The organism is Oryzihumus leptocrescens, assembly GCF_006716205.1.
GTDB lineage: Bacteria > Actinomycetota > Actinomycetes > Actinomycetales > Dermatophilaceae > Oryzihumus > Oryzihumus leptocrescens.
Window position 1 is genome coordinate 27756 of sequence record NZ_VFOQ01000001.1, and the last position, 23376, is coordinate 51131.

General features: G+C 73.9%; 22 protein-coding genes. 15 read left to right on the top strand and 7 right to left on the bottom strand.

The window, feature by feature from the left end; genetic code table 11:
• The first annotated feature begins 343 nt into the window (after positions 1-343).
• A complete protein-coding gene (locus FB474_RS00160; protein WP_141786804.1) occupies positions 344-901 on the top strand; it encodes a flavodoxin family protein in 558 nt (185 codons plus the stop codon).
• A 25-nt stretch (positions 902-926) separates the two neighbouring features.
• Here FB474_RS00160 and FB474_RS00165 read toward each other — a convergent pair whose 3' ends face one another.
• The gene (locus FB474_RS00165; protein WP_141786805.1) at positions 927-1760 is read right to left on the bottom strand and encodes an alpha/beta fold hydrolase; all 834 of its coding nucleotides are present in this window, start codon (positions 1758-1760) and stop codon (positions 927-929) included.
• Between the two features lie 153 nt (positions 1761-1913).
• Positions 1914-3224, bottom strand: a complete 1311-nt coding sequence (locus tag FB474_RS00170; protein ID WP_141786806.1) for a PP2C family protein-serine/threonine phosphatase — start codon at positions 3222-3224, stop codon at positions 1914-1916.
• 239 nt (positions 3225-3463) lie between these two features.
• Between FB474_RS00170 and FB474_RS00175 the strand changes: the two genes are divergently transcribed.
• Positions 3464-3922: an Hsp20/alpha crystallin family protein gene (locus FB474_RS00175; protein ID WP_141786807.1), complete on the top strand. Its 459-nt coding sequence runs from the start codon at positions 3464-3466 to the stop codon at positions 3920-3922.
• A 54-nt stretch (positions 3923-3976) separates the two neighbouring features.
• On the opposite strand, the gene FB474_RS00180 is transcribed toward FB474_RS00175, so the two are convergent.
• From FB474_RS00180 to folE (FB474_RS00195), 4 genes are all read right to left on the bottom strand, one after another.
• Positions 3977-5599 (bottom strand): DUF3352 domain-containing protein, encoded by a 1623-nt coding sequence (locus tag FB474_RS00180; RefSeq protein ID WP_141786808.1) that lies wholly within the window; start codon positions 5597-5599, stop codon positions 3977-3979.
• Between the two features lie 86 nt (positions 5600-5685).
• Positions 5686-5955 (bottom strand): DUF1876 domain-containing protein, encoded by a 270-nt coding sequence (locus FB474_RS00185; protein WP_141786809.1) that lies wholly within the window; start codon positions 5953-5955, stop codon positions 5686-5688.
• A gap of 82 nt (positions 5956-6037) precedes the next feature.
• A complete protein-coding gene (locus FB474_RS00190) occupies positions 6038-7258 on the bottom strand; it encodes an NAD(P)/FAD-dependent oxidoreductase (RefSeq protein WP_141786810.1) in 1221 nt (406 codons plus the stop codon).
• Positions 7259-7300: 42 nt separating this feature from the next.
• On the bottom strand, positions 7301-7945 hold the full coding sequence (folE, locus tag FB474_RS00195; RefSeq protein ID WP_141786811.1) for a GTP cyclohydrolase I FolE: 645 nt from the start codon (positions 7943-7945) through the stop codon (positions 7301-7303).
• A gap of 86 nt (positions 7946-8031) precedes the next feature.
• On the opposite strand from folE (FB474_RS00195), the gene FB474_RS00200 reads away from it, so the two are divergent.
• The 6 genes from FB474_RS00200 (at position 8032) to FB474_RS00225 (ending at position 14031) form a co-directional block, all read left to right on the top strand.
• The gene (locus tag FB474_RS00200) at positions 8032-8706 is read left to right on the top strand and encodes a helix-turn-helix transcriptional regulator (protein ID WP_141786812.1); all 675 of its coding nucleotides are present in this window, start codon (positions 8032-8034) and stop codon (positions 8704-8706) included.
• 170 nt (positions 8707-8876) lie between these two features.
• Positions 8877-9446, top strand: a complete 570-nt coding sequence (locus FB474_RS00205) for a DUF4352 domain-containing protein (protein ID WP_185745961.1) — start codon at positions 8877-8879, stop codon at positions 9444-9446.
• Between the two features lie 110 nt (positions 9447-9556).
• Positions 9557-10204 carry a GntR family transcriptional regulator gene (locus FB474_RS00210; protein ID WP_141786814.1) on the top strand — a complete coding sequence of 216 codons (648 nt, stop codon included), beginning with the start codon at positions 9557-9559 and terminating at the stop codon, positions 10202-10204.
• A complete protein-coding gene (locus FB474_RS00215) occupies positions 10201-11547 on the top strand; it encodes an MFS transporter (protein ID WP_246091986.1) in 1347 nt (448 codons plus the stop codon). The genes FB474_RS00210 and FB474_RS00215 overlap by 4 nt, the downstream gene beginning before the upstream one ends.
• A gap of 147 nt (positions 11548-11694) precedes the next feature.
• A complete protein-coding gene (locus FB474_RS00220) occupies positions 11695-12216 on the top strand; it encodes a GNAT family N-acetyltransferase (protein WP_141786815.1) in 522 nt (173 codons plus the stop codon).
• 453 nt (positions 12217-12669) lie between these two features.
• Positions 12670-14031 (top strand): C40 family peptidase, encoded by a 1362-nt coding sequence (locus FB474_RS00225; RefSeq protein WP_141786816.1) that lies wholly within the window; start codon positions 12670-12672, stop codon positions 14029-14031.
• 97 nt (positions 14032-14128) lie between these two features.
• On the opposite strand, the gene FB474_RS00230 is transcribed toward FB474_RS00225, so the two are convergent.
• Positions 14129-14653: an inorganic diphosphatase gene (locus FB474_RS00230; protein WP_141786817.1), complete on the bottom strand. Its 525-nt coding sequence runs from the start codon at positions 14651-14653 to the stop codon at positions 14129-14131.
• 88 nt (positions 14654-14741) lie between these two features.
• Between FB474_RS00230 and dacB the strand changes: the two genes are divergently transcribed.
• From dacB to FB474_RS00265, 7 genes are all read left to right on the top strand, one after another.
• Positions 14742-16187 (top strand): D-alanyl-D-alanine carboxypeptidase/D-alanyl-D-alanine endopeptidase, encoded by a 1446-nt coding sequence (gene dacB / locus FB474_RS00235; RefSeq protein WP_246091987.1) that lies wholly within the window; start codon positions 14742-14744, stop codon positions 16185-16187.
• 20 nt (positions 16188-16207) lie between these two features.
• Positions 16208-17284 carry a zinc-dependent metalloprotease gene (locus tag FB474_RS00240; protein WP_246091988.1) on the top strand — a complete coding sequence of 359 codons (1077 nt, stop codon included), beginning with the start codon at positions 16208-16210 and terminating at the stop codon, positions 17282-17284.
• The gene (gene tilS / locus FB474_RS00245; RefSeq protein WP_141786819.1) at positions 17281-18261 is read left to right on the top strand and encodes a tRNA lysidine(34) synthetase TilS; all 981 of its coding nucleotides are present in this window, start codon (positions 17281-17283) and stop codon (positions 18259-18261) included. The genes FB474_RS00240 and tilS overlap by 4 nt, the downstream gene beginning before the upstream one ends.
• 34 nt (positions 18262-18295) lie before the next feature.
• Positions 18296-18847: a hypoxanthine phosphoribosyltransferase gene (gene hpt, locus FB474_RS00250; RefSeq protein ID WP_141786820.1), complete on the top strand. Its 552-nt coding sequence runs from the start codon at positions 18296-18298 to the stop codon at positions 18845-18847.
• Between the two features lie 193 nt (positions 18848-19040).
• Entirely contained in the window at positions 19041-21077 is a 2037-nt protein-coding gene (ftsH, locus tag FB474_RS00255) for an ATP-dependent zinc metalloprotease FtsH (protein ID WP_141786821.1), read from the top strand.
• On the top strand, positions 21055-21636 hold the full coding sequence (folE, locus tag FB474_RS00260) for a GTP cyclohydrolase I FolE (RefSeq protein WP_141786822.1): 582 nt from the start codon (positions 21055-21057) through the stop codon (positions 21634-21636). Before ftsH ends, folE (FB474_RS00260) begins: the two co-directional genes overlap by 23 nt.
• Positions 21633-23369, top strand: coding sequence for a phosphatidylglycerol lysyltransferase domain-containing protein (locus FB474_RS00265; protein WP_141786823.1), 1737 nt, complete (start codon positions 21633-21635; stop codon positions 23367-23369). The genes folE (FB474_RS00260) and FB474_RS00265 overlap by 4 nt, the downstream gene beginning before the upstream one ends.
• The last annotated feature ends 7 nt before the right edge of the window (positions 23370-23376 follow it).

Sequence of the window (23376 nt, forward strand, 5' to 3'; positions counted from 1 at the left end):
ACGGAAGCGACACATGACGGACCGGCACAGACAGGCCCGTCGGGCGGTGGGGAACCGCCCTCGCAGGGGGGACTGGCCCTCGATTCTAGCCGCGAACCCGCGAAACCCGGGCATCGAGCGCGTCCGGGCGGCCACAGTGCGGGGTGCTTCCCTGCGTGAGATGGAGCCTGCAGAAGCAGTCCCGGTGAGTCCGGCCACACCGACCCGACCTGGGTCCTCCTCGTCGACGACCCCGGTCGCGGACCATGAAAGTCAGGGCCGCGCCGCTGTCCCGGCGCGTGGGGACCATGTGCCCTGCCCGCCCCGACCGGCCCCGTCAAGGCTGCTGGGAGGAGGTGCCGCCATGGAGGCAGTGATCATCTACGAGAGCCTGTTCGGCAACACCCACGCCGTCGCCGAGGCGATCGCCGAGGGGGTGCGCCACGCCGACCAGCACGCGAGGGTGCGGCTGGTGCGGGCCGGCGAGGCTGAGGCCGCGGACAGCGCGGCGGTCGACCTGCTCATCGTCGGCGGCCCCACCCACGTGCTGCGGATGAGCTCCGAGCGCACCCGGCAGTCGGGCCTGGCGGGCGAGGAGAAGAAGGCCGAGTCCCACGGCCAGCACCTCGACCTCGAGCCCGGTGCCGAGGGGCCGGGCCTGCGGGAGTGGTTCGCCTCGCTGGCCAAGGTGGGTGCCGGGCACCGGGCCGCGGCGTTCGACACGCGGCTGGGCTCGCACCTGGCCGGGGGCGCCGCACACGGCATCGCGCGCAAGCTGCGCCACCACGGCTACGAGCTGGTGGCCCCGCCGCAGGGCTTCGTGGTGGAGGGCACCGAGGGGCCGCTGACCAAGGGTGAGCGGGCGCGCGCCCAGGCGTGGGGTGCCTCGCTGGTCCCCGCGCCGGCCCACACCCAGGTCTGAGCGCGAGTGGTGCGGCCGGACCCGGTCACGCCGGGCCGGTCGCGCTGTGCACGCGCGCCACGACGGCATCGGCGACGGCCTGCGGCTCGTTCTCGGGCAGCCAGTGGCCGGCGTCGAGCTCGATGAACTCGTACGGCGCGGCCACGTAGCCGGCGGTGCGCTCGGCCGCCGCCCGGCTGAGCGCGAAGTCATGTCGGCCCCACACGTAGGTGGTCGGCACGCGGGTGCGCCCACCACCGCCCCCCTCCTTGCGGGTCGCCGGGATGCCGCGGTACCAGCCGAGGGCGGCGGTCAGGGCACCCGGGTCGGCCAGCCGGTCGGCATACCGCTGGGCGTGCTCGGCGGGCACCCCGCTGCGGCGCAGGGAGCCGGCCAGCCGCGGACCGACGATCCGCTCGGGCAGCCACGGCAGCTGGAAGGCGAGCATGTACCAGCTGACCAGCGCCTGCCGGGTGTGCGTCCAGGCCCAGAGCATCGCCGCCGGGTGCGGGGTGGACAGCACCGTCAGCGACGCCACGCGCTGCGGCTGGCGACCTGCCAGCGACCACGCGGCGCTGCCGCCCCAGTCGTGCCCCACGACGTGCGCGCGGTCCAGCCCGGCGGCGTCCAGCAGGGCGACGAGGTCGGCGGTGATCTCTCCCATGCGGTATGCCGCGCGGCCGTGGGGACGGGCCCCGGGGGAGTAGCCGCGCAGGTCGGGAGCGAGCGTGCGCAGGCCCGCGGCGTGCAGCAGCGGGGTGACCGCGTCCCAGGCGGTGTGGTCCTGCGGGAAGCCGTGCAGCAGCAGCACCGGCTCGCCGTCGCGCGGCCCGCTGTCGAGGACGTCGAAGGTCAGCCCGTCACGGTGGTACTGCCACATGCCTCGACCCTAGGCCGGGAGCGGCCGGGGTGCCCGCCGGGGACAGGGATGGGGGCGCGTCCCCTGCGGCCGCGCCCCCGAGCACGAGTTCCGTCTCCGGCAATCAGCGTGCTGGCCGGGCCTGTACCCCGTTCGGTCGTGCTTCATGCATGGTCACCGGGTCAGGGTCAGCAGCGCCAGGTCGTCGCGCAGCTCACCGTCCGCGTGTCGGAGCACGTCCTGGGCCAGCGCCCGGGCGAGGTCCGCGTCCTCGCCTCGGTGCCCGGCCAGCAGCCGGGCCAGGGTGCACTCGCCGAGCTCCACCCCGGACGGGTCGCGAGCGTCCGTCACCCCGTCGGTGTAGAGCACCAGCGTGTCGCCGGGCTCGAGGTCGAGCCGCACCGTGGCCACCGACAGCTCGCGCACCGCGCCCACGAGCGTGCCCGGGCACGGGACCGGGCGCACCGTCCCGTCGGCGGCGCGCAGCATCGGCGCCGGGTGGCCGCCCGAGGCCATCCGGACCGACAGCGGCCCCTGTCGGCGGCCGCGGTCGGCGAAGGTGAGCAGCAGCAGCGTGGTGAACCGCCCGTCCCAGTCCTCCCCGAGCAGCACGTCGTTGAGCCGGCGCAGCACCACGGCCGGGTCGTCGGTGTCGGGGGCGATGGCGTGCAGGCTGTGCCGCACGGCGGCGCTGAGTGCGGCCGCCGCCGCGCCCTTGCCGCACACGTCGCCGAGGACCACCCACCACCGCTCCGGGCCGGTGCGGAAGACGTCGTAGTAGTCGCCGCCGATGTCGCTGCCGGACGTGCCGGAGCGGAACTGTGCCGACACCGTCAGCCCCGGCACCCGGGGCAGCACCGGGGGCAGCAGGCTGGCCTGGAGCACCCGGGTCGTCTCCTGGAGGTCGGCGTGGAGGCGGGCCTTCTCCACCGCGGCCCCGGCTCGATGACCCAGCTCGACCGCGAGCTGGACGTCGTCGGCGTGGCTGGGCCGGTCTGCGGCGCGGAGCAGGATCATCGAGCCGACGGGCCGACCGGCCGAGGTGAGCGGCACCGTGAGTGCGCACCAGGCGTCCCCCAGAGCCGGGGGGAGGTCGTGGCCGGCGCCGGCCAGGTCCACGGGTGTCACCGCCGGCAGGACCGTCATGAGCTTGAGCAACGCGGTCAGGTGCTCCGGCCGCCGGAGCAGCTCGGCGGTCGGGAGCAGGGCCGGATCCCGGTGGGCCAGCACGCACAGCCGCCGCTGGTCGGACCCCGTCACCTCGACGAGGCACCAGTCGGCGAGCTCGGCCACCACGAGCTCGGCGGTCTGCCACGCCGTCGCCGCGAGGTCGAGCGGGGTCTCGAGCAGGCGGGTGGCCCGGGCGAGCATCTCCAGGTGCCGGCGGTCCGCGTCGGGCACCGGCCCCGGCGGCGTCACCGGCCGCGCGCCGGCGCCCAGCCGTGTCGTGCCTGCTGACGTCCTGGCTCCGCTGCGTGCGGACATCGCGTCCCCCGATCCCCCGCCCCGGGCGGGCCCCACGGACACTCTGCTCCCGCGACGGGTCCCAGCGCCGGGCTTTTGCCCAAAATGAGCCCGGTATGCCGGGCCCTCAGGCCCTGGGGCTCCCTCGCCGGTGCGTGCTACCTGTGGGGTGTGGCGCGGGGGCGCATGACCACTCGGCCCGCCGCGCACCGGCCGCAGCCACGAAGGTTGCGGCACGGCATACCGAGGAGGTGGTGGTGATGGCGTTCAGCTATGACCCGTTCCGTGATCTCGACACCCTGACCGAGCGCATGCTCTCCCGCGCCTCGGACGTGGGGCAGTCCATGCGGTCGATGCCGGTGGACCTGTTCCGCTCCGGTGACCACTACGTGCTGCGCTGCGACCTGCCCGGGGCCGACCCGGGCTCGGTCGACGTCGGGGTGGACGGCCGCACGCTGACGATCCGGGCACAGCGCTCGGCGCAGCCCGAGGACGTCGAGTGGCTGGCCCAGGAGCGGCCGACCGGCACGTTCGTGCGTCAGCTCACGCTGGGGCGCGGGCTGGACCTCGACCGGATCGAGGCGACCTACGCCGACGGCGTCCTGAGCCTGAGCCTGCCGGTGGCCGAGGAGGCCAAGCCGCGCCGGATCCCCATCGCGGTGGGCGGCAGCTCCGGGCAGCCGACGGTCGAGGCGCCGGGAGCCGCGTCGGCCACCTGACCGGACACGACGGTGCCCCGGGGCGTGAGGCTCCGGGGCACCGTCGTGCGGGCGTCAGTTGCCGACGACGCGCAGGGTGAACCGGGCCTCGCCGTTCCCGGTGACCGAGCCGGAGGCGCCGACCGCACGCAGCGCCTTGACCAGGTCGCGGTCCTGCGCCGGCACCTGGTCGAGGTAGCTCTTCTCGAGCCGGTCGAGGTCGGCGAACAGGACGTACTGGGCGTCCTTGGCGTCCGGCACGGCCGCGGTGAACGCCTCGCTGTCGCCCAGGGTGCCGTCGGCGGTGAGCTTGCCGAGGTAGTCCCGGGAGCTGGCCAGGTAGAACTGGTCGCCCTTGGCCTGGTGCACGATCGGCAGCTCCCCGCCGGTCTGGATCGCCAGGTGCTCCAGGCGGGTGACGACCGCGTCGGCCTTGGCGGCGTCGGTGGTCACGCGGGCGCCGAACTGCGGGTCGTCGCCGGAGGCGAAGTCCTGGTCGGGCACGGCGAGCACGAGGTTGCGCCCCAGCAGGGTCTGCAGGTCGCCCGGCAGCGAGATGCCGAGCTGGGACTCCATCGCCTTGAGCTCGCCGTTGACGTCCTCACCGGGGGACTGGGCACCGATGCCCTTGAGGATGCCGTCCCAGGCCTGCCCGATGACCTGGTCGAGGCCGGAGACGGACAGCGCCACGGCGGTGTCGGCGGGCAGGCGGGTGATCGTCGAGCCGGCGGTCGTGGCCGGCTTCTTCACCGCGGTGGCGCCGCGGGAGACGCCCACGAGCTCGACCGCGTCGGCGTCGAACCGCAGCGCGAACGCGGCCCGGCCGGCGCCCTTGAGGTCACCCGAGCCGAACGGGTTGACCGACAGCTTCGTGGGGTCGCCGCCGACCTCCTTGAAGGCCCCGGCCTTGGCCAGGGCGGCGAGGTCGAGCCAGCCCGACGCGATGCCCTGGTCGCCCACGGCGGCGACGTCACCGGCATACGTCGAGGAGTCGGCCAGGGTGCCCTTGGCGATGGCGTCGGTGACCGCCTTGCCGTTGCCGGCCGAGGTGAGCAGCGCGTAGCCGTCCTTGAAGGTGACCTCCGGCTTGTCGGTGTCGCCGGCGGAGAGCTTGGCGATGCCGGCGCGGGCCTTGGCCTCGTCCTTGACCTGCACCACCACGAGCGGCTCGGGGTCGGCGCCCGCGGACCTCGGCGGCAGGACCGCGACCGCGAGCCGGTCGCCGAGCCAGGGCTCGATGTCCCGGGCGTAGCTGAGGTCCTTGTTGCCGCTGCGCTCGATCAGTGAGTCCACCAGCCGCTTGCGGGGGTCGCCGCTGTCCAGGGCGCCCTTGACCTGCGGCACCTTCTGCAGGAACCGCACCGCCGAGACCTTCTGGGCGATCGACGGGTCCGTGTCCACCCGCAGGTACGCCAGCGCCGTGGACGGGACCAGGGTGTCCGGCTGGGGGCCGCCGCCGACCAGTTTCATGCCGAACGCCGCAGCGGTCAGGGCCAGCGCGACGACGGCGAGGGCGACGATGCCCCAGATCACCGGTCCGCGCCGGCGCCGGGCCGGTGCGACCTCGGAGGGGGCGGGGTCGACGGCCGGGCGCACCGGGGCCGCAGCAGCCTCCGCGGGCGTCGGCTCGACGGGCGTCGGCTCGGTGGGCGTGGAGTCGCCCGGAGGGCGTGCGGGATCGGGTTCGTACGACGACATGATGGGTCCCCTGGGAAGTGCGCAGTCGCTGGCGGCCGAAGCCTAGTGCTCAGCGGGGACCCTTCAGTGCAGGTGAGCCGAACCGGTCACTGGTTCAGGTGCACCGGCTTGTCGGTGACGGCCGCGATGTCGCCCGAGGCGGCGTCGAGCAGCTGGGTGGCCAGGTCGGCCAGGGCCCGGGAGATGGCCACCTCGTCGCCGATCTCGGCCACCTCGGCGTCGCTGGGGTTGCACCGGGCCGTGCCGTGGCCGGTGTGCAGCGGCCCGTCGGGGTGGTGCAGCCGTGCCTCCGCCCGCGTGTCGCCGTCGTGCTCGTCGACGTAGATGTCGACCGTCAGGTGCATGGTCCGGGTCATGGTGGCCTCCGCCCCTCGGGGTTCCAGCCTCCTGCGCGGGCCCCCGGGCGGGTCAGGGGCAAAGGTCCCCGCGGAGCCCGCCTCAGCCCAGCAGGTCGCCGAGGTCGACCGACGGGTCGGCCAGGCGGTCGGTGTCGACGCGCGCGCCGGAGCGCACCAGCGCCTTGATCCCGTCGGCCTGGTCCCAGATGTTGGCGTTCAGGCCCGCCAGCACCTGGCCGTCGCGCACCCAGAACGCGAGGAACTCCCGGCTCGCCGGGTCGCCGCGGAACACGACGCGGTCCCACTCGGTGGCGTAGCCGTTGTACTCCATGCCGAAGTCGTACTGGTCCGAGTAGAAGTACGGCACCCGGCTGTATGCCGTGCCCGCCCCGAGCATGTTGCGCGCCGCGGCGGGCCCCTGGTTCAGGGCGTTGGCCCAGTGCTCGACGCGGATCCGCTTGCCGTAGAACGGGTGCATCGCGTTGGCGACGTCGCCGGCGGCGTAGATGTCGGGGTCGCTGGTGCGCAGGTGCTCGTCGGTGAGGACCCCGTTGTCGACCTCGAGCCCCGCCGCGCGGGCCAGCTCGTCGCGCGGGGCCGCGCCGATCCCGACGACGACGAGGTCGCCCTCGACGAGCGTGCCGTCGGAGGTGCGCACGCCGGTCGCGGCGTCCGTGCCCTCGATCCGGTCCACGCCGGTGGACAGGTGCAGGTCGACGCCCTTGTCGGCGTGCAGGTCGCGGTAGACCGCACCGACCTCGGGGCCGAGCACCCGCTCCAGCGGCACGGCCTCGGGGGCGATCATCGAGACCTCCGCGCCGAGCATCCGGGCGCAGGCGGCCACCTCCGAGCCGATCCAGCCGGCGCCGACGACCACGACGCGCGAGGCGCCCTGGATCGCGGTGCGCAGGTCGTCCGACTCGCCCATCTGGCGCAGGTAGGCGACCCCGGGCAGGTCGGCGCCGGCCACCGGGAAGCGGCGCGAGGAGGCGCCGGTGGCAAGCAGCAGCCGGTCGTAGCCGAGCCGCTCGCCGCCGTCGAGGACCACCTCGTGGGCGCCGGGGTCCAGCGCGGTCACCGTGGTCGAGGTGCGCAGCTCGATGTCGTGCCCGGCGTAGAAGTCGGCCGGGTGCACGTAGAGCTTGTCCGCCGGCTTCTTGCCGAGCAGGAACCCCTTGGACAGCTCGGGCCGCTCGTAGGGGCGCTCGGTCTCCTCGCCGAGCAGGACGACCCGCCCGTCGAAGCCCTCCTCGCGCAGGGTCTCGGCGGCCTTGGCGCCGGCCAGGCTGGCGCCGACGATGACGAAGGTCTGCGTGCTCACGGGTCCTCTTCCTTCAGGCAGTGCGGGGGTGTCGGACGCGGGTCAGAAGCCTCGTGCCAGCGTAAAGAACTCCTGCCGGGACCGCGCGTCCTCGCGGATCAGCCCGTGCACGGCCGAGGTGACGGTGCGCGAGCCGGTGGCCTGCACCCCGCGCAGGGACATGCACAGGTGCTCGGCCTCGATGACGACGCCGACGCCCTTGGGGGCCAGGTGCTCCTGCAGCCACCCAGCGACCTGCGTGGTCAGCCGCTCCTGCACCTGCAGGTCGCGGGCGAACAGCTCCACCACGCGCGCGAGCTTCGACAGCCCGAGCAGCCGCGGGCCGGGCAGGTAGCCGACGTGCGCCACCCCGCGGAACGGCAGCAGGTGGTGCTCGCACAGTGACTGCACCGGGATGTCGCGGGCGAGCACGAGCTCGTCGTAGCCCTCGTCGTTGGGGAAGGTGGTCAGGTCGAACTCGCGCGGGGTGATGAGCTCGGTGAGCGACTCCGCGACCCGGCGCGGGGTGTCGGTGAGGTGCTCGGTCGACGGGTCCTTGCCCAGGGCCCGCAGCAGGTCGGCGACGGCGCGCTCGGCCGCCGGCAGGTCGACGCCGTCGCGTCCGTGCACCACCCGCAGCCGGCGGGGCGCCTCGTTCCCGGTGTGCAGCAGGCGGGCGGGGGACGACTCGGGAGCGGCGGAGGTCATGTCCGGTCCTTTCTAAAAACTGGTTCTCTTGAAATTAGAATCCCGATCTCTCTTCCGTCAACCCCGCCGGGTTTTACAGTGGGGGCGTGGACACCAGACCGGGGGACGACCTCGACGCGGCCGCGGCGCTCGCCGAGCCGACCCGGCGACGCCTCTACGACTTCGTGGCCCGCTCCGGGCGACCGGTCGGCCGGGACGAGGCGGCGGGTGCGCTCGACCTGCCCCGCCAGACCGCCGCGTTCCACCTGGACCGGCTGGCCGACGAGGGCCTGCTGGACGTGCGGTTCGAGCGGCGCACCGGCCGCGTCGGACCGGGGGCTGGGCGTCCGGCCAAGCTCTACGTACGCTCCGCCCGCGAGGTGTCCGTGCAGCTCCCTGAACGCCGCTACGACCTCGCCGGGCTGCTGCTCGCCGGGGCCATGGAGGAGGCCCAGGCCTCGCAGGAGCCGCCCCGGCTCGTGCTCGAGCGCCGGTCCCGGGCGATGGGTGCCACCGTCGGCGCCCGTGAGGCGTCCGGGTCCGTCACCCAGGCCCTGGAGGGGTTGGGCTTCGAGCCGGCAGTCGAGGGGGAGGACCTCGTCCTGCGCAACTGCCCGTTCCACGAGCTCGCGCAGGAGCACACCGCGCTCGTGTGCGGCATGAACCTGCATCTCGTCGAGGGCCTGCTGGACGGCCTGGGTGACACGGGGATGGTGGCCCGCCTCGCGCCACAGCCGGGGCACTGCTGCGTGCGCCTGGAGCCGGCCCCCCGCGAGCGCTGAGGCGCGGCATACCGGCTGGGCGGAGGAATCTGGCGATTCGCCGGACAGGTGCGCACCCAACCCACACAATGGGTGCGGCCACCGGGCACAGCCATGCCGGGGCCCACCCCCCTGCCTGCCCTGCGGCGCCCCGCGCTGCCCCCTGCCCGTCTGCAAGGAGCGTCTCCCGCATGCCCGCGCGCCCCCCGGTCGTCGACCGCACCCCCGTCGTGCACCCGGGCCACCTTCGCCGCAACCGTCTCGTCGCCGTCGTCGGCACGCTCGTCCTGGCCGGCGTGGTCAGCGCGGCCGCCTCGGGTGGCGGCTCGCCGACCTCGCTGCGGGGCCAGCAGGCCGCCGCGGCCGAGCACCGCGCCACGGTGCGCGACGGCCGGCTGGAGTTCGACGTGACCGGCCTGACGTGCGGGCTGTCCTCGGTCGGCACCGCGACGTTCGGCCAGCGACCCCGAGGGCAGTACTGCCGCGTCTCGCTGACCGTCGAGAACGTCGCCGACCAGCCGCAGTCGCTCTTCGCCGACAACCAGCTGCTCGTCGACGCGAGCGGGCACAAGTTCTCCGCCGACAGCACGGCGAGCATCTACGACGGCGGCGACAAGGTGCAGACGATCTACCAGGAGGTCGCGCCGGGTGAGTCGGTCAGCGGCGACGTCTACTACGACGTCCCGCGGTCGGCGCGTCCCGCCGCGGTCGAGCTGCACGACTCCGCCTACTCCGACGGGGTCACACTCAGCCTGCGCTGATACCGGGCCGGGGGACCGGCCCACCTGAGCCGACAGGGCGCGCGCCGAGGGGGTGGGCGCCCTGTCCCATGCCCGGGGCACGTCCATGATGCATCTAAGATAGATGCATCATGGACACATCCGCCGGTATGCCGTCCGCCTCCGAGCGGACCTACGCCCACCTCAAGCGCTCCATCCTCGACGGCACCCACGCCGGGGGAGCGCTGGTCACCGAGGGCGAGGTCGCCGAGGCCGTGGGTGTGTCACGGACCCCGGTGCGCGAGGCGTTGCTGCGGCTCGAGGCCGAGGGTCTCGTCCGGCTGTACCCGAAGAAGGGCGCACTCGTCATACCGGTCTCGGCGCAGGAGGCGCGTGACGTCGTGGAGGCGCGCGAGCTGATCGAGCAGTGGGCGGCCGACCGGGTGTGGGCGCGGCGCAAGGAGGTGCTCGACGACCTCGCCGCGCTGCTGGAGCAGATGCGCGACGCCCGCCGTCGCGGGGCGGTCGCCGAGTTCAGCGAGGCCGACCGGGCCTTCCACGAGCGGATCGTCGCCGGTGCCGGCAACGCCGTCCTCGCCCGGCAGTACAGGTCGCTGCGGGAGCGCCAGATGTGCCTGACCAGCACCGCCATGCGGGTCGCCGACGGGCGGATGGACAAGGCCGTGCAGGGGCACCGGCAGCTGCTGGAGCTGCTGCGCTCGGGGACCAAGGCGGCCTTCCTGGCGGCCACGCGCGACCACCTCGAGATCGCACGCGAGCAGGCCGGGGTGACCCGGTGACCCCGCCGCCCGCGCACCTGCAGCCGACCGACCCGACCCTGAAGCACCCGCTCGGCGGACGTCGGGCGTGGCTGGTCTGGACCGTCGCGATCGCCGTCTACCTGCTGGCCGTCTTCCACCGCACCTCCCTGGGGGTGGCCGGGCTGGTGGCGGCCGAGCGGTTCCACATCAGCTCGGCGCAGCTGGCGACCTTCACGATGGTCCAGCTGTTCGTCTACGCCGGCATGCAGATCCCCGTCGGCGCCGCGCTCGACCGGTTCGGCTCACGGCGGATGCTGACCATCGGGCTGACCCTGATGACGCTGGCGCAGCTCGGGTTCGCCTTCGCCGACACCTTCGCCGAGGGCGTCGTGGCGCGGGTCTTCGTCGGCATGGGCGACGCCATGGTCTTCATCAGCGTGCTGCGCCTGGTCGCGCTCTGGTTCCCCGCTGCGCGGACCCCGATGGTCACCCAGGTCACCGGCCTGGTCGGCCAGCTCGGCGCGCTCGCAGCCGCCGGCCCGCTGTCGGCGGCCCTGCACGGGCTGGGCTGGACCCGCTCCTTCGCCCTCGCGGCCTCGCTCGGCGTCCTCGCCGGTGTGCTGCTGCTGGCGGTGGTGCGCGACTCGCCCTACGAGGACCACCACCGCGAGGAGCTGAAGATGAGCGCCGTGGCCCGGGCGCTGCGGCTGGCCTGGGAGACCCCGGGCACCCGCCTCGGGCTCTGGTCGCACTTCTCCTCGCAGTTCGGCGCCAACGTGTTCACCCTGCTGTGGGGCTTCCCGTTCCTCGTCTCCGGCGAAGGCCTGAGCGAGGCCACGGCGAGCACCCTGCTCGGGCTCATGGTCGTCACGACGATCGTGTGCAGCCCGGTCATCGGCACGTTCGTCACCCGCTGGCCGTACTCCCGCTCCACGCTGATCCTGTGGATCGTCGCCGCGATCGTCTCGGTGTGGACCGCGGTCCTGCTCTGGCCCGGCCGGGCGCCGCTGTGGCTGCTCGTGGTGCTGGTGGTCGTCACCGCGGTCGGCGGCCCGGGCTCGATGGTCGGCTTCGACCTCGCCCGCACGTTCAACCCGCCGACCCGCATCGGCAGCGCCACCGGCATCGTCAATGTCGGCGGCTTCTTCGCGGCGCTGTCCACCGTGGCCCTGATCGGTGTCGTCCTCGACCACGTCGCCCCCGGCGGCCCGTCCACCTACACCGTGGGCTCGTTCAAGGCGGCGATGTCGGTGCAGTACCTCGTGTGGGCCGTCGGCGTGGTGCAGATCCTGCGCTACCGGCGCCGCACCCGGGTCCACCTGCGCGAGCAGGACCCCGCCATGTATGCCGCCCTGCGCGGCGAGCGCGTCACCGCCGCCTGAGGCTCGGGCCCTCTCGCCGAGGGGGACGTTTCTCCGGGTTCGGGGCCGCCGCAACCCCGAGAAACGTCCCCCTCGGCGCATGGGGGCAACCTCGGGGCGCGGGAAACCCGGCGGCGGGTGTGGTCGCGGGCGGTTAGGTTCGCTGGCGTGACTGGAGCCACCGAGACCGCCGCGCTGTCCCACCTGCCCGTGCGCACCGCGCGGCTGGACCTGCACGTGTTCACCCGCGGGGACGTCACCGCCATGCTGGAGGGTCGACGCCTGCCCCGCTGGGTCGAGGGCTACCCGCGCGAGGACGACGTCGACGTCGCCCGGCACGTGGCGTCCCTGCCCGCGCCGGGGCCGCAGGACGTGCCGTGGCTGCCCCGGCACATCGTGGTGCGCGAGATCGGGCTGGCCGTCGGCAGCGTCGGCTTCTTCGGGCCGCCCGGGCCGGACGCGAGCGTCGAGATCGGCTACGGGCTCGTCGAGGGGGCGCGGCACCAGGGCTACGCCTCCGAGGCGGTGGCCGGCCTGGTGGCAGCGGCCCAGGCGGCCGGGATCCGGCTCGTCGTCGCTCACACCCTCCCCGACAACGTGCCGAGCCAGGCGGTGCTGCTGCGCAACCGGTTCCTGCCGACCGGCCGCAACGAGGACGGCGAGCCGCGCTTCGAGCGCCGCCTGTCCTGAGGCCCTCCTCGCCGAGCTGGACGTTGGTGCCCCTTCGGCCCGCATGAAGAGGCACCAACGTCCAGCTCGGCGTCGTGTCCGGGGCCGGCCGGAGCGTCCTCCCGGGCGGTGCCACACGCCGGGTCCCGGTGCCCACGACGGGCTGACATCCCGGCTGTGCCGAGGTTCGAGTCGCTGTGCCGCGGTTGGAACCGCCGCAGAGCGTGTCCAACCTCGGCAGGGCCCTCGTCGGCCTGCCGTGACCAAGTTGTGACCTGCCGGCGGATCGGCGCTTGTCGATGCGCCGATCGCGGAGGTGACCTGCAAAAAAACACGGGTGTCATTCGCGGTGAAGGCGTTCTTGCAGGTCAGGGCCCTGCTCTGTCACGGATGGGATTTGTGTGACTCGTGGGCAGGAAGTGGTGCAGCCCGCCTACGCTCGATCGGCCGAGCCCCCCCATCCGGAGGTCCCCCGTGCGCCGAGAGCCCCTCGCCCCGCGCCGCGAGCACCTCGTCCTGCCCCGAGGCCTGCGCGCCGCCCTCGTGGCTGGTGCCGGCGCCGGGCTGCTGCTCGGCCTCGTCCTTCCGGCGTCGGCCGACCCCGTCTACCCCTCCGCCAGGCAGGTCGCCCAGGCCAAGGCGGCGACCGCGGCCAAGGCAGCGCAGGCTGACGCCATCCAGGCCCGGCTCATCGCCTCCACCGCCCACCTCGAGCAGGTGCGCGCGGGTGCGGAGCAGGTGGCCGAGGCAGCCAACGGCGCCACCCTGCTCCTCGCCGAGAAGACCCAGGCGGCGCAGGCGACCCGCACGCGCGCGGCGGCCGCCGCCGCGGTCGCCCAGCAGGCCTCCGACAAGGTCGGCCAGCTCGCGGCGCAGGCCTACATGAGCAGCAACGGCCTCGGCGGGCTCGACGCGCTCCTGTCCAGCCGGGGCCCGCAGGACATCCTCGACAAGGCCGCCGGCCTGTCCATCGTCAGCGACATCCGCAACCGCACCCTCGCCGAGGCCTCCGCCAGCTCGGTCGTCGCCGGGGTCCTGCAGCGCCAGGCGGCGCAGGCCCAGGCCCAGCAGCTGGCCGCGGCCCAGGCCGCCGACGCGGCGCGGCGGGCGGCGCAGTCGCAGGCCACCCAGGCCGCCGCCGAGACGGCGCGGGTGCAGCAGGAGCAGGCGACGATGCTCAGCCAGCTGGCCACCCTGCGCAACACCTCCCTCGCGCTCGAGCGCGAGCGCCAGCAGGGCCTCGAGGCGCAGGCTCAGGCCCGCGCCGCGGCCGGCGCGCGGGCGGCAGCCCAGGCCCGAGCCGCCGCCGCGGCCGAGGCCGCACGCCGTGCGGCCGAGCAGGCGAAGCACCACCCCAGCGGCGGTGGTTCGCCCGGCGCCAGCACCAACGGCGGTTCCGGTGGCGGATCCGGCAACGGCGGTGGCGGGAGCAGCACCCCCACCCCGCGGGTGACCGACGCCCCGCCTCCGGTGTCCGGCGGGGTCTCCGCCGTCATCGCGTTCGCCCGCGCCCAGGTCGGCGACCCCTACGAGTGGGGCGCGGCCGGCCCCGGCACGTGGGACTGCTCCGGCCTGACCATGCGGGCCTGGGCCCAGGCGGGGGTCAGCCTGTCCCACTACACCGGCGCCCAGTGGGGCGAGACCGCCCGCGTGCCGCTGAGCGACCTGCGCCCCGGCGACCTGCTCTTCTTCGGCGACTCGGGCCCCACCAGCCACCACGTGGGCCTGTACATCGGCGGCGACGAGATGATCGAGGCGCCCTACACCGGTGCCTTCGTCAGCATCGCGAAGTTCTGGGGCCGCCCCGACCTGCTGCCGTACGGCGGCCGCCCCTGACCGGCCCGGCCAGCCGGCCACCCGGCATACCTCGACAGACGCGCGAAGGGCGCCCGCGGTCAGCGGGCGCCCTTCGGCGTGAGAGGGGGAGCGGGGCTCAGTGGCCCGGGTTCGGCCCCGGCCAGCGGGCCGTGGTCATGCCGGCGTCCTTGGCGCGCTGGACCGCCTCGGCGACGATCTTCTCGGCCTCGGCGCGGCCGCCCCAGTGGGCGCCCTCGACCGACTTGCCCGGCTCGAGGTCCTTGTAGGTCTCGAAGAAGTGCTGGATCTCCAGGCGGTCGAACTCGCTGACGTGCTCGAGCTCGGTGATGTGCGCCTGGCGCGGGTCACCGGCCGGGATGCACAGGATCTTGTCGTCGCCGCCGGCCTCGTCGCGCATGTGGAACAGGCCGATCGGGCGGGCGGAGACCAGGCAGCCGGGGAAGGTGGGCTCCTCCAGCAGGACCAGGGCGTCCAGCGGGTCGCCGTCCTCACCGAGGGTGTCCTCGACGTAGCCGTAGTCCGCCGGGTAGCGCGTGGAGGTGAACAGCAGCCGGTCCAGCCGGATGCGCCCCGTCGCGTGGTCCACCTCGTACTTGTTGCGGTGTCCCTGCGGGATCTCGATGGTGACGTCGAATTCCACGTGTGTGCCCTTTCACGGGTCTCAGCAATCTGGCTTAGGCTCGCCGTCAAGTGTCCCGCACCAGTGCAAATCCGGGTCAGGGGGGTTCGTGCGTCGTCAGCTGGCCATCGCGGCGGGGCTGGTCGCGCTGCTCGCCGGCTACGTCACCCTCGACGTGCACGACGTCGTGCCGGGCCTGCTCACCGATGCGGCGCCGCGCACCGCCGCAGCCGGTATGCCGGGTGGCCGGCCCACGCCCTCCTCCTCACCGTCCCCGTCCGTGGCGGTGCCGGTCGCGCCGGCCTCGGCCGCCGGGCCGCTGCCCGACGTGGACTCCCTGGCCCCCACGCCGACCGCCAAGGGGCTGCTGGCCGCGGTGGGCGGCCGGCTCCACGACCCCCGCCTGGGCCGGCAGGTCAGCGTGACCATCCGGGACGGCCTGACCGGGGAGCACCTGCTCGACGTCGCACCCGCGGTGCCACGAGCACCCGCATCGACCGCGAAGCTGCTGACCGCCGCCGCTATCGCCCGGGCCACGGACCTGTCGCAGCGGATGACCACCAAGGTGGTCCAGGGCGCCGGACCGGCTGACCTGGTCCTCGTCGCCGGCGGCGACATGCTGCTGAGCCCCGGCCGGGGCAACCCCGACGCGGTGGCCGGCCGGGCCGGCCTGCTCGACCTCGCCCGTCAGGTGGCGACGGCCGCGCGCCAGCAGGGCCTGCGCAGCGTCCGGCTCCAGCTGGACGACACCTGGGCGCGCGGGCCGGCGTACGCCGTCGGCTGGCTGGGCCCCGACATCGACCTCGGGCTCACCGGCGCGGTCGCCACCCTCGGCCTGTCCACCCAGCGCGCAACCCCTGGGCACCCGGCGCCGGCCGACCCGGCGGCCAGCGCGGCCACCGCGCTGGCCGGGCGGCTGCGCGCCCTCGGCCTGACGGTCGCGCCAGCGGTGACCCGGACGACCGCGCCCTCGGGCGCCGCCGTGCTCGGACAGGTGGAGTCGGCGACCCTGGGCGAGACGCTCTCGCTGGCGCTCGCCGACAGCGACAACGCGCTGACCGAGTCGCTGGCCCGGCAGGTGGCGGTCCGCGCCGGGCGACGCGCCGACTTCCCCGCGGTGGCGGCCTGGGTGCTGGCCTCGCTCAAGGCGCGGGGCATCCCCGCCGCCGGGGTGCGCCTGGTCGACAGCTCCGGCCTGAGCCGCGGCACCACCGTGCCGGCCCGGGTCATCGGTGACGTGCTGGGCCTGGCCTCGCGGGGCAAGGACGCCGGGCTCGAGGCTGTGGTCTCCGGGCTGCCGGTGGCCGGGCTGACCGGCACCCTCCACGACCGCTTCCACGCGCCGTCCTCCCGGGTGGCCGCCGGCATCGCCCGTGCCAAGACCGGCACCCTGACCGGGGTGAGCAGCCTGGCCGGGACGGTCGTGGACCGCGACGGCCGCCTGCTGACGTTCGTCGTCCTCGCCGACGCCGTGCCCCCCGGCGGGGGAACGCTGGACGCCAGGGCAGCGTTGGACGCCTTCGTAGCGACACTCGCGACCTGCGGCTGTCGATGACGCCCCCCTACGGTGAAGGCATGGGCATGGCAACGAGCACCGGACCTGCCGCGGGCACCGACCCCGGCTACGTCGACTGGGACTTCGCCAAGGCGACGGGCCGCCGGCTCGTGCCCGCGGGGCCGAAGGTCAGCCCGGCGGAGGCCGCCGCGGCGGTCGCCGCGCTGCGCGACGCGGCACAGCGGTCCCGGCAGCCCGTGGCGGACACCGCCCGCCTGCACGCCCCGGACGGTGACGCCGCCCTCGTCGTGGACCGACCCGGCTGGATCGATGCCAACGTCGACTCGCTGCGCGGCATGCTCACCCCCGTCGTGCAGGCCATGGCCTCGCGCCACACCGGGCAGTCCACCGCCGTCGCGACCGTCGGCGGCAAGGTCACCGGCGGCGAGACCGGCGCCCTGATGTCCTTCCTCGCGACCAAGGTGCTCGGGCAGTACGACCTCGCCCCCGACGGCACCCCCCGCCTGCTGCTCATCGCCCCCAACGTGGTGCAGGCCGAGACCGAGCTGGGCGTGGACCCGGGCGACTTCCGCCTGTGGGTCTGCCTGCACGAGGAGACCCACCGGGTGCAGTTCACCGCGGTGTCGTGGCTGCGCCAGCACCTCATCGAGCGGGCCCGCGAGCTCTCCCTGGAGCTCATGCCCGACCCCGACCAGCTCGGGGCCCGCCTGGAGCAGCTGGTGCAGAACCTGCCCCAGGCCTTCCGCGCCGGAGGCACCGGGCTGACCGAGCTGATGACCACCCAGGAGCAGCGGGACAAGATCGCGGCCCTGACCGCGGTGATGTCGCTGCTCGAGGGCCACGCCGACGTGGTGATGGACGACGTCGGGCCCCAGGTGGTGCCGACCGTGGAGCAGATTCGGGTCAAGTTCCAGCGCCGCCGCGAGGGCATGGGCAGCATCGACCGGCTGCTGCGCCGGCTGCTCGGCCTCGAGGCCAAGATGCGGCAGTACCGCGACGGGGCCACCTTCGTGCGCGCCGTCACCGACCGGGTCGGCGTCGACGGCTTCAACGCCGTGTGGACCTCGCCCGAGACCCTGCCCAAGCCGGCCGAGATCGAGGACCCGCAGGCCTGGGTCACGCGCGTCCACGGATGACCGGACCCCACCCGGCCGTCGCCGCGACCCGGGTGGCGGTCCGGCCGGCGCTCACCGAGGCCGGCCCCGGCAGCCGCGTGCTCGTCGGGTGCAGCGGTGGGGCCGACTCGCTGGCCCTGGCCGCGGCCATCGCCTTCGAGGCGCCCCGACTGGGCGTGGTCGCCGGCGCCGTGGTCGTCGACCACCAGCTCCAGCCAGGGTCTGCCGAGGTCGCCGCGGCGGCCGCCGGGCAGTGCCGGGCGCTCGGCCTCGAGCCTGTCGAGGTCGTGTCGGTGCAGGTCACCGGCGGCGGGAGCGGCCCCGAGGCGGAGGCGAGGCGAGCGCGATACGCGGCGCTGGAGCAGGCGGCGGACCGGCTGGGCGCCGCGCAGGTCCTGCTGGGGCACACCCGCGACGACCAGGCCGAGCAGGTGCTGCTCGGGCTGGTCCGGGGCTCGGGGGCCCGCTCGCTGGCGGGCATGCCGGCGCGGCGCGGCCGGCTGGTGCGGCCGTTCCTGGCCCTGGACCGGGCGACCACGCGCGCGGCGTGCGACGCCCAGGGGCTGAACCCGTGGGAGGACCCGCACAACGCCGACGAGACCTACCTGCGGGTGCGGGCACGGCGGCTGCTGGGCGAGCTGGAGGCGGCGCTCGGCCCCGGCGTCGCCGCCGCGCTGGCTCGCAGCGCCGACCTGCTGCGCCAGGACGCCGACGCCCTCGACGAGCTCGCCCGCACCGCGCGTGGGGGGCTGGGGGAGGGTCCGTGGGAGGTGGCTGACCTCACCGCGCTGCCCCGCGCGGTGCGCACGCGGGTATGGCGCTCGCTCGCCACCGAGGCAGGCTCACCACCCGGGGCGCTCTTCGCGGTGCACGTCGACGCCCTCGAGGCGCTCCTGACCGACTGGCACGGGCAGGGGCCGGTCGACCTGCCCGGCGCCGTGCGGGCGCGCCGGTTCGACGGGCGGGTCACGCTGGAGCCGTCTCGTCGGGTTGAATAGGGGCTTCGTGTCCCCCCAGCTGTTTGGAGAAGTCGTGGACGCTGCCCACATGGGAGCCGACCTCGAGCGCGTGCTGATCACCGAGGAGGAGATCCACGCCAAGCTCGACGAGCTCGCCGGCAAGATCTGGGCCGACTACGAGGGCAAGGACCTGCTCCTCGTCGGCGTGCTCAAGGGCGCGGTCATGGTCATGGCCGACCTCATGCGGGCCCTCCCCGGCACCGCCCCGATGGACTGGATGGCGATCTCCTCCTACGGCTCGGGCACCAAGTCCTCGGGCGTGGTGCGGATCCTCAAGGACCTCGACGCCGACATCACCGCCCGCCACGTGCTCATCGTCGAGGACATCGTCGACTCCGGGCTGACCCTGTCCTGGATCAAGTCCAACCTCGAGTCGCGCAACGCGGCCTCGGTGGAGATCTGCACGCTGCTGCGCAAGCCGGAGGCGGCCAAGGTCGAGGTGGACGTGAAGTACGTCGGCTTCGACATCCCCAACGAGTTCGTCGTCGGCTACGGCCTCGACTACGCCGAGAAGTACCGCAACCTGCGGGTCGTCGGCACCCTCGCCCCACACGTCTACTCCTGACGTCGGGGCGGTCCGGTCAACCCCCAAGAGGGTGGCCCGGGCCGGAACACCGCCGTCTTGCTGGTCGTTGACCAGCGAGAATGCCGCACCCCCCTGCGGTGTACCGTCATCCCCACCGTCGGCACGCTGGCGCAACCCGCGGACGACCTTGCTGAGCGACCAGGAGGGACGGGGCCCAGAGCCCCGCACACACATGGACTTCAAGCGCATCCTTCGCACCCCGATGGTCTGGGTGATCCTGATCATCGGCATCGGCGTGCTGTGGTTCTCCGTCGGTGAGACGAGCGGGTTCACCCGCATCGACACCTCCGCGGCGGAGAAGCTGATCACCGACAACAAGGTCGACTCGGCCAAGTTCGTCGACAACGAGCACATCGACATGACCCTGAAGAAGGGGCAGAGCTACACCGGCGGCGACGTCAAGGACGCGACCCGGGTCCGCGCCTACTACGTCACCCCGCGCGGCCCCGAGCTGGTCAAGCTGCTCAACGACCACCTGCCGCCGGCCGGCTACACCGACGAGGTCGCCCAGCCCAACTGGCTGCTCAGCCTCGCCGCGACGCTGCTGCCGCTGGTGCTGGTGCTGGGCCTGTTCTGGTTCCTCATGAACCAGATGCAGGGCGGTGGCTCCCGCGTCATGAGCTTCGGCAAGAGCCGCGCCAAGCTCGCCTCCAAGGACACGCCCAAGGTCACCTTCTCCGACGTCGCCGGCGCGGACGAGGCGGTCGAGGAGCTCCAGGAGATCAAGGAGTTCCTGGCCGAGCCGGCCAAGTTCCTCGCGGTCGGCGCCAAGATCCCCAAGGGCGTGCTCCTCTACGGCCCGCCCGGCACCGGCAAGACGCTGCTGGCCCGCGCCGTGGCCGGCGAGGCCGGGGTGCCGTTCTACTCGATCTCCGGCTCCGACTTCGTCGAGATGTTCGTCGGTGTCGGCGCCTCCCGCGTCCGGGACCTGTTCGAGCAGGCCAAGGCCAACGCCCCCGCGATCGTGTTCGTCGACGAGATCGACGCCGTCGGCCGGCACCGCGGTGCGGGCCTCGGCGGTGGCCACGACGAGCGTGAGCAGACGCTGAACCAGCTGCTCGTCGAGATGGACGGCTTCGACGTCAAGACCAACGTCATCCTCATCGCGGCGACCAACCGCCCCGACATCCTCGACCCGGCCCTGCTGCGCCCGGGCCGCTTCGACCGGCAGATCGCCGTCGAGGCCCCCGACATGCTCGGCCGCCACCACATCCTGCAGGTGCACGCCAAGGGCAAGCCGATGGCGACCGACGTCGACCTGCTCGCCGTCGCCCGCCGCACCCCGGGCTTCACCGGTGCCGACCTGGCCAACGTGCTGAACGAGGCCGCGCTGCTCACCGCCCGTGGCAACGCCAAGCTCATCGACAACAAGGCGCTCGACGAGGCGATCGACCGCGTCGTGGCCGGGCCGCAGAAGCGCACCCGGATCATGAGCGCCAAGGAGAAAAAGATCACCGCCTACCACGAGGGCGGCCACGCCCTCGTCGCAGCCGCGATGAACCACACCGACCCCGTCACCAAGGTGACGATCCTGCCCCGCGGTCGCGCCCTCGGATACACGATGGTGCTGCCGGCGGACGACAAGTACTCCACCACGCGCAACGAGATGCTCGACCAGCTCGCCTACGCCCTCGGTGGCCGCGTCGCCGAGGAGATGGTCTTCCACGACCCGACCACCGGCGCCGCCAACGACATCGAGAAGGCCACCGGCCTGGCCCGCAAGATGGTCACGCAGTACGGCATGAGCGAGCGGGTCGGCGCCATCAAGCTCGGCCAGGAGCGTGGCGAGGTCTTCCTCGGCCGCGACATGGGCCACGAGCGTGACTACTCCGAGTCGGTCGCCGGCGTCGTCGACGAGGAGGTCCGCCGCTTCATCGAGGCCGCGCACGACGAGGCGTGGAACGCCCTCAACGACAACCGCGAGGTCCTGGACCACCTGGTCCTGGAGCTGCTGGAGAAGGAGACCCTCGGCAAGGAGCAGCTCGCCGAGATCTTCTCGCCGGTGATCAAGCGCCCGGTGCGCCCGATCTGGCTCTCGAGCGACCGCCGGCACGTCAGCGACCTGCCGCCGGTGCTCACCCCGGCCGAGAAGGCGGCGATGGCCAACGGCTCGCGCCCGCAGGACGGTCAGCAGCACGTCGAGGAGCACCCGCCCACCGCGGTGATCGAGGTGCCCGAGGGTGGGTATGTCGACCCCGACGCACATTGATCTCGAGCGCGCGGAGCGCGCCGTGCGTGAGCTGCTCGTCGCGATCGGGGAGAACCCCGATCGCGACGGGCTGCAGGCCACGCCGGGGCGGGTCGCGCGGGCCTACGCCGAGATGTTCGCTGGCATGGGCCAGCAGCCGGAGGACGTGCTCACCACGACGTTCGAGATCGGCCACTCAGAGCTGATCCTCGTGCGCGACATCGAGGTCTACAGCACGTGCGAGCACCACCTCGTGCCGTTCCACGGCGTGGCCCACGTCGGCTACATCCCGGGCAAGGACGGCCGGGTCACCGGCCTGTCCAAGCTGGCCCGGCTGGTCGACGTGTTCGCCCGTCGCCCCCAGGTGCAGGAGCGGCTGACGACGCAGGTCGCCGACGCCCTGGTCGACCACCTGAAGCCGCAGGGGGTCATCGTCGTGGTCGAGTGCGAGCACCTGTGCATGTCCATGCGCGGGGTGCGCCGCCCGGGCTCACGGACCATCACCTCGGCGGTGCGGGGCCAGCTGCGCGACCCCGCGACCCGGGCCGAGGCGATGGGGCTGATCGGTGGTCACCGGTGAGTGAACGCGCCTCCACGCGTCACGCCACACCCCTCAGCCAGCGCTTCGCCGCCTTCACCGGGCCGCAGTCGAAGGTCCCTCGGGTCATCGGGCTGCTGACCTACCTCATCGGCATCGGCGACATCATCACCGGGCTGCGCCGTGGCCTGGGCAGCCGGTTCCACCCGATCGCGGAGGTGCTGCCCGGCAGCGTCGCGAACGCCGCCTCGGCGGCGTCGGTGGTCGCCGGCATCCTGCTGCTCTTCCTCGCGCACGCCCTCACCCGCCGCAAGCGCCGCGCCTGGCGGGCCGGGGTTGTGCTCCTGAGCATCAGCGTGCTGCTGCACGCCGGCCGGGTCGAGCTCATCGCCACCGCCGTGTCCATGGTCGTGCTCATCGTGCTGGTGGTCACCCGCGAGCAGTTCCACGCTCTGGGCGACCCGACCACCCGGTGGCGGGCCGCGCGCGTCTTCGTGGCCATGGCGGTCATCAGCGTCGTCCTCGGGCTCATCCTCGTGGAGTCCCGCCGCCACGCCATCGTCGGCGGGCCGCCGGGCCTGCAGGAGGCGCTCTGGCAGGTGCTGACCGGCCTCGTCGGGCTCAACGGGCCGCTGGTCTTCGTCAGCGACCGGACCAACGACGTCATCGGTGCGGTCCTGCTCGGCCTGGGCATCATGACCCTGCTCGTCCCGGTCTACCTGGCCCTGCGCGCCCCCGAGCCGCGCCCGATGGTCACCGACGAGGACGAGGCCCGCCTGCGGGCGCTGCTGGAGCGCAGCCCCGACTCCCTGGGCTACTTCAACCTGCGCCGCGACAAGAGCGTCATCTGGTCCGAGAGCGGCAAGGCGGCCATCGCCTACCGGGTCGTCTCCGGCGTGATGCTCGCCAGCGGGGACCCGCTCGGCGACCCGGAGGCCTGGCCGGGCGCGATCGCGGCGTTCCTGCGCGAGGCCGAGCTGCACGCCTGGCGGCCGGCGGTGATCGGCTGCTCGGAGCGGGCCGGCCACGTCTGGACGCGCGAGACCGGCTTCGACATCCTCGAGCTCGGCGACGAGGCGGTCGTCGACGCGGCCTCGTTCACCCTCGAGGGCCGGGCCATGCGCAACGTGCGCCAGATGGTCAAGCGGATCGGCCGGGCCGGCTACACCACCGAGGTGGTGCGCGCCTCCCAGGTCACCGAGGGCGACCGCCGCCGGGCCCTGGCCGACGCCAGCGCGTGGCGCGGCACCGAGACCGAGCGGGGCTTCTCGATGGCCCTCGGGCGGCTGGTCGACCCCGTCGACCCCGACTGCGTGCTCGTCGTGGCCCGCCAGGACGGCGTGATCCGCGCCTTCCTGCAGTTCGTGCCGTGGGGGAGCGACGGCATGTCCCTGGACGTCATGCGCCGCGACCGCACCGCCGACCCCGGCGTCAACGAGCTGATGATCGTCGACGCCCTGCGGGCCGCGCCGGAGCTGGGGGTCAAGCGGGTGTCGCTGAACTTCGCGGCGTTCCGCTCGGCGTTCGAGCGCGGTGAGCGGCTGGGCGCCGGGCCGATGGAGCGGGCGTGGTACCGCGTGCTGAAGTTCGCCTCCCGCTGGTTCCAGATCGAGAGCCTCTACCGCTTCAACGCCAAGTTCCAGCCGGAGTGGACGCCCCGGTTCGTGGTCTACCCGGCCACCCGCGACGTGCCGCGCATCGCCCTCGCGGCGCTGGAGGCCGAGGCGTTCCTGACCTGGCCCCGGCTGCGCTTCTTCAGCGGGGCGTCCTCGTGAGCACGCT